Below are 4,448 nucleotides of genomic sequence, written 5' to 3'. Positions count from 1 at the left end.
ACGTTGATGGCAACGAGTACATCTTCATGGATAACGAAGATTACACACAATTCATCTTCAACGGTGAAATGATCGAAGACGAACTGCTGTTCATCAACGAAGATACGCAAGGTATGTACGCGATTCTTATCGACGGTACTGCGGCGACTCTTGAGCTACCAACTTCAGTTGAGCTAGTAATCGAAGAGACAGACCCTTCAATCAAAGGTGCATCTGCTTCAGCTCGTACTAAACCAGCTCGTCTGTCTACAGGCCTTACTGTTCAAGTTCCTGAGTACATTGCAACTGGCGACAAAGTTGTTGTGAACACAGCTGAACGTAAATACATGAACCGCGCAAGCTAAGATACTGATTATGACCGAAGCTAACGACCTAATGTCTTACGACGACGCAATTGACACTGCATACGACATCTTTCTAGAGATGGCTGCTGATAATCTTGAACCTGCAGACGTGATCTTATTCACGGCTCAGTTTGAAGATCGTGGCGCTGCAGAACTTGTTGAAACTGGTGACGATTGGGTTGAACATGTTGGCTTTGAAGTCGACAAAGAGATCTACGCTGAAGTACGCATTGGTCTTGTAAATGAAGCTGATGATGTCTTAGATGACGTATTCGCTCGTCTACTGATCAGCCGTGACCCTGAACACAAGTTCTGTCACATGTTGTGGAAACGCGACTAGGCTCTTCTTAAACCAGCTCAGAGTACTGAGCTGGTTTTCTTACGACTTCATAGCCTCATCACTTTACCAAACTGCAACTCTACAAAATTATGACCAAAGCAAAGACAGATACCCTATCCAAAGGCTATGCCTGTGTTGGATTAGTAAATCCCAAAACCCCTGAAAATGTTGGCTCAGTAATGCGAGCAGCTGGTTGCTATGGAGCAAACTCTGTATTTTATACTGGCACCCGTTATGACCACGCTCGACAGTTTCATACCGACACCAAAGAAAAGCACCTTGAGTTGCCATTAATTGGTGTTGAAGATCTTAAAGATATTATTCCTGTTGGCTGCGTGCCCATCGCGGTTGATTTGATAGAAGGCGCCAAGCCTCTGCCTGATTATAAGCACCCACCTCGTGCTTTTTATATCTTCGGCCCTGAAGATGGGACTCTGAAAAAAGAGATCACAGACTTCTGTCGTGAAACCATCTACGTTCCGACTAATGGCTGCATGAACCTTGCTGCCGCGGTCAATGTTATTTTGTATGACCGCATGGCGAAGGGTGACAACTTCTCGAATCATTTGAAAGTGACCTAATATCAATCGTAGCGAGTCAGCCGAGCTGGCTAAGCACTTCTACCTGATCAAGCACTTCCACATGATTTGAACTGCGCCATATTCAAGACATAAAAAAAACCTGCTAAATTAGCAGGTTTTTTTTGTATTCGAAACGTTGGATTAAGCTATAGAATCCACGAAATTACTTACGTGATCTTGGCTTAGCCGGTTTAGCCGGGCGTCCGTTGTTCAGTTTAGGCTTTTTGGTAGACTGAGGTTTACCATTGGTCGCTGGAGCACTACGACCTGAATCAGGTGTTGTAGTACCGCGAGTTGCAGGCTTCTTACGCTTAGTCTGGTTGCTACGGCCTTTAGGAGCATTTGCGCGCTCTTCGTGACGCTTAACAGCACGACGAATTTTCTGGCTGCGAGAACGCTCACGCTTACGAGAAGTGTTTGCAGGATCAAGATCCAACAGCGTCTCTTTTTCTGGCTGAAGTTCAACAAGCTCGCGCAAGTAGTTTACTTCTTGAAGGTCTAGCTCTTTCCAACCGCCACGAGGCAGTTTCTTATCAAGGTAGATATCACCGTAACGTACACGTTTCAGACGGCTTACTGTTGTTTCTTGTGATTCCCAAAGACGACGAACCTCACGGTTACGACCTTCGTTAATTGCTACGTAGAAAGTATGGTTCATACCTTCACCGCCAGCGTAAACCACATCTTCGAAACGAGCCATACCATCTTCAAGTTGAACGCCACGAGTCACGTTCTTAACTTTTTGCTCGGTTACTTCACCAAATACACGTACTAGGTACTCACGCTCAACCTGACGGCTTGGGTGCATTAGGCGGTTAGCTAGTTCACCATCGGTTGTGAACAACAGTAGGCCTGATGTGTTTGCATCAAGACGACCAACTGAAATCCAACGAGAACCACGGATCTTAGGTAGACGATCAAAAACAGTACGGCGACCTTCAGGATCGTGACGAGTACAAAGCTCACCTTCAGGTTTGTAGTAAGCAAGTACACGACAAACCACTTCTTCAGAGGCTTTGCCTGTAATTGTGTGGCCATCGATACGGATCACTGAGTTCTCGTCTTCAAGACGCTCACCCAATTTCGCAACTTGACCGTTAACACTTACACGACCAGATTTGATTAAACCTTCTAGTTCACGACGAGAACCGTGACCAGCTCGCGCTAAAACCTTCTGTAATTTTTCGCTCATTTACTCTTTTCTACCTAATTGTCGTCTTCACAGACGTCGAATGAATTTTTCGCGACCAAATCGCGGTCGCGTATTATCGCAAATAACCTGCCAAAAAGCACTTGTTATTTACTCTGGCAGGTTTGCTGTTTCGTTACAGACTGTTAATCAGTAACGCTATTATTCAAACGGCGCTGGATCACCGGCACCACGGCGTAAAACAACGGCGTCATCGTCACTGAAGTCAATAACCGTAGTCGGTTGCTCACCTAAGTAGCCGCCATTCAAAATGACATCAACCGCATGCTCTAGGCTGTCACGAATTTCTTCAGGATCCGATTCAGTGGTCTCGTTACCCGGAAGAATCAGAGACGTCGACATCAATGGCTCGCCCATTGCTTCTAGAAGTTCTAGGGCAATTTTGTTGTCCGGTACACGAATACCGATCGTTTTACGCTTAGCGTTCATCAAACGCTTTGGCACTTCTTTTGTTGCTTTGAAAATAAACGTGTAAGCACCTGGCGTGTGCGCCTTAAGCAAACGGAAAGCCACGTTATCTACTCGTGCATACAGTGACAACTCAGAAAGATCACGGCATAACAAAGTGAAATTGTGCTTATCATCGATTCGACGAATTTTACAGATGCGTTCGAGTGCTTGTTTATTTTCAAGCTGACAACCCAGTGCATAACCTGAATCTGTTGGATAAACCACAACGCCGCCATTGCGAATAATCGCAACCGCTTGAGTAATTAAGCGCGCTTGTGGGTTATCTGGGTGTACATAAAAAAACTGGCTCATTGTTGATCCTCGTTATCGAATCTCTCGACTCTATCATCAGAAGGAGCTGGTTCACCTAAAGACTATTCAGATGGTGAAACCGTTTGAAACTCCCAATCTTTCCATACTTCTTCGACCCCAGAAGGTAGCCAGAGATTACGTCCAAGTTCCATCCATGGGGATGGGTAATGGAAGTCGCTGCCTTGGGAGGCTAATAGTTTGTATTGTATAGCATAATCCGCAAGTGTGCGTCTTTCTTGTTGCGCTTGCTGAGGTTGAGCCACTTCCATAGCGTCACCATTTGCTTCAACAAATGCAGCGAGAAGGCGTTTAACCCACTTGGCGGTAAGGCCATATCGCGCAGGGTGAGCTAATACCGCTTGACCACCAGCTGCATGAATAGCCGTGACAGCATCACTCATTGAGCACCATGTTGGCGGCACATAACCTGGATTGTTGCGCGTAAGAAACTTTTTAAACACCTGCTGCATGGTTTTCGCGTAGCCATTGTCGACTAACCATTTCGCAAAGTGTGCTCGAGTAATTGGCGCATCACCTGCAATCAACTTAACCTCTTCTAACACACCTTCACGAGTCGCTTTCTCAAGACGTTGAGCAATCATCTCTGCACGTCCGACACGGTGTTGCTTCTGTTGTTCAATTAACGCTTTCAATTCTGGTGATTCAGGATCGACGTTTAACCCAACAATATGGATATCTTTGTTTTGCCAAACGGTTGAGATCTCGATGCCGTTAATCAACTGAATAGGGAGATTGTTATCAGCAATATAGCTGCGTGCTTCAGCAAGCCCATCAGTCGTATCATGATCTGTAATCGCTAACACTTCGATGTTAAAGCCTAGCGCTCGGTCAATCAGTTCAGGTGGAGTAAGTCGGCCATCTGAGGCTGTTGTATGACTATGTAGATCAATTCTCATATATTCTTTTTCATTGTTTTCAATTTTTATCGTTATATTTGTGTCAACGCACTTGACCTGCAAGCGCAAAACTAGTTAACTAGTACACAAATACGAAGTATCACATTTGATAGGTTCACTATGTTACAAGAATTTAACCAAAACCATAAAGATAAAGTTTTAGAACTTTCTTCAGTAGAAGCAAGTTCAGAGCTTAATTGGTGGCGCACTTGGACAAGTTCTTGGTGGGCCAACGTGTACTTCTAATTAAACAGTTTGTTTATAAAAAAGTTATCACTAAGCCCGCTTTCATAG

The 4,448-nt window shown here is 44.8% G+C and carries 6 protein-coding genes, 1 pseudogene and 1 other annotated feature; of the genes and pseudogenes, 4 read left to right on the top strand and 3 right to left on the bottom strand.

Going from position 1 to position 4,448, the window contains the following annotated elements; translation table 11 throughout:
- The 3 genes and pseudogenes from AB4653_RS22420 to AB4653_RS22410 all read left to right on the top strand — a co-directional run.
- Positions 1-344, top strand: a pseudogene (locus AB4653_RS22420) (elongation factor P-like protein YeiP); the annotation flags it as partial.
- 10 nt (positions 345-354) lie between these two features.
- Positions 355-684, top strand: coding sequence for an HI1450 family dsDNA-mimic protein (locus AB4653_RS22415; RefSeq protein WP_012604336.1), 330 nt, complete (start codon positions 355-357; stop codon positions 682-684).
- Positions 685-773: 89 nt separating this feature from the next.
- Positions 774-1,265, top strand: coding sequence for an RNA methyltransferase (locus AB4653_RS22410; protein WP_004729783.1), 492 nt, complete (start codon positions 774-776; stop codon positions 1,263-1,265).
- A gap of 163 nt (positions 1,266-1,428) precedes the next feature.
- Here the strand turns inward: AB4653_RS22410 and rluB are convergent, their stop codons facing one another.
- From rluB to rnm, 3 genes are all read right to left on the bottom strand, one after another.
- Positions 1,429-2,457, bottom strand: coding sequence for a 23S rRNA pseudouridine(2605) synthase RluB (rluB, locus tag AB4653_RS22405; RefSeq protein WP_017104066.1), 1,029 nt, complete (start codon positions 2,455-2,457; stop codon positions 1,429-1,431).
- A 159-nt stretch (positions 2,458-2,616) separates the two neighbouring features.
- Positions 2,617-3,237, bottom strand: a complete 621-nt coding sequence (locus tag AB4653_RS22400) for an L-threonylcarbamoyladenylate synthase (protein ID WP_102257854.1) — start codon at positions 3,235-3,237, stop codon at positions 2,617-2,619.
- A 62-nt stretch (positions 3,238-3,299) separates the two neighbouring features.
- Positions 3,300-4,154, bottom strand: a complete 855-nt coding sequence (gene rnm / locus AB4653_RS22395) for an RNase RNM (protein WP_041472857.1) — start codon at positions 4,152-4,154, stop codon at positions 3,300-3,302.
- Between the two features lie 120 nt (positions 4,155-4,274).
- Here rnm and AB4653_RS22390 point away from each other — a divergent pair, with 120 nt between their 5' ends.
- Positions 4,275-4,400: a trp operon leader peptide gene (locus tag AB4653_RS22390; protein WP_009848753.1), complete on the top strand. Its 126-nt coding sequence runs from the start codon at positions 4,275-4,277 to the stop codon at positions 4,398-4,400.
- Positions 4,347-4,448: a sequence feature (Trp leader region), on the top strand. This feature is flagged as partial in the annotation. It overlaps the preceding gene by 54 nt.

Origin of the sequence: Vibrio sp. 10N.222.48.A3 (genome assembly GCF_041475345.1) — a bacterium.
Lineage (GTDB): Bacteria > Pseudomonadota > Gammaproteobacteria > Enterobacterales > Vibrionaceae > Vibrio > Vibrio tasmaniensis_A.
This window is presented reverse-complemented; position numbering and strand designations above follow the sequence as displayed.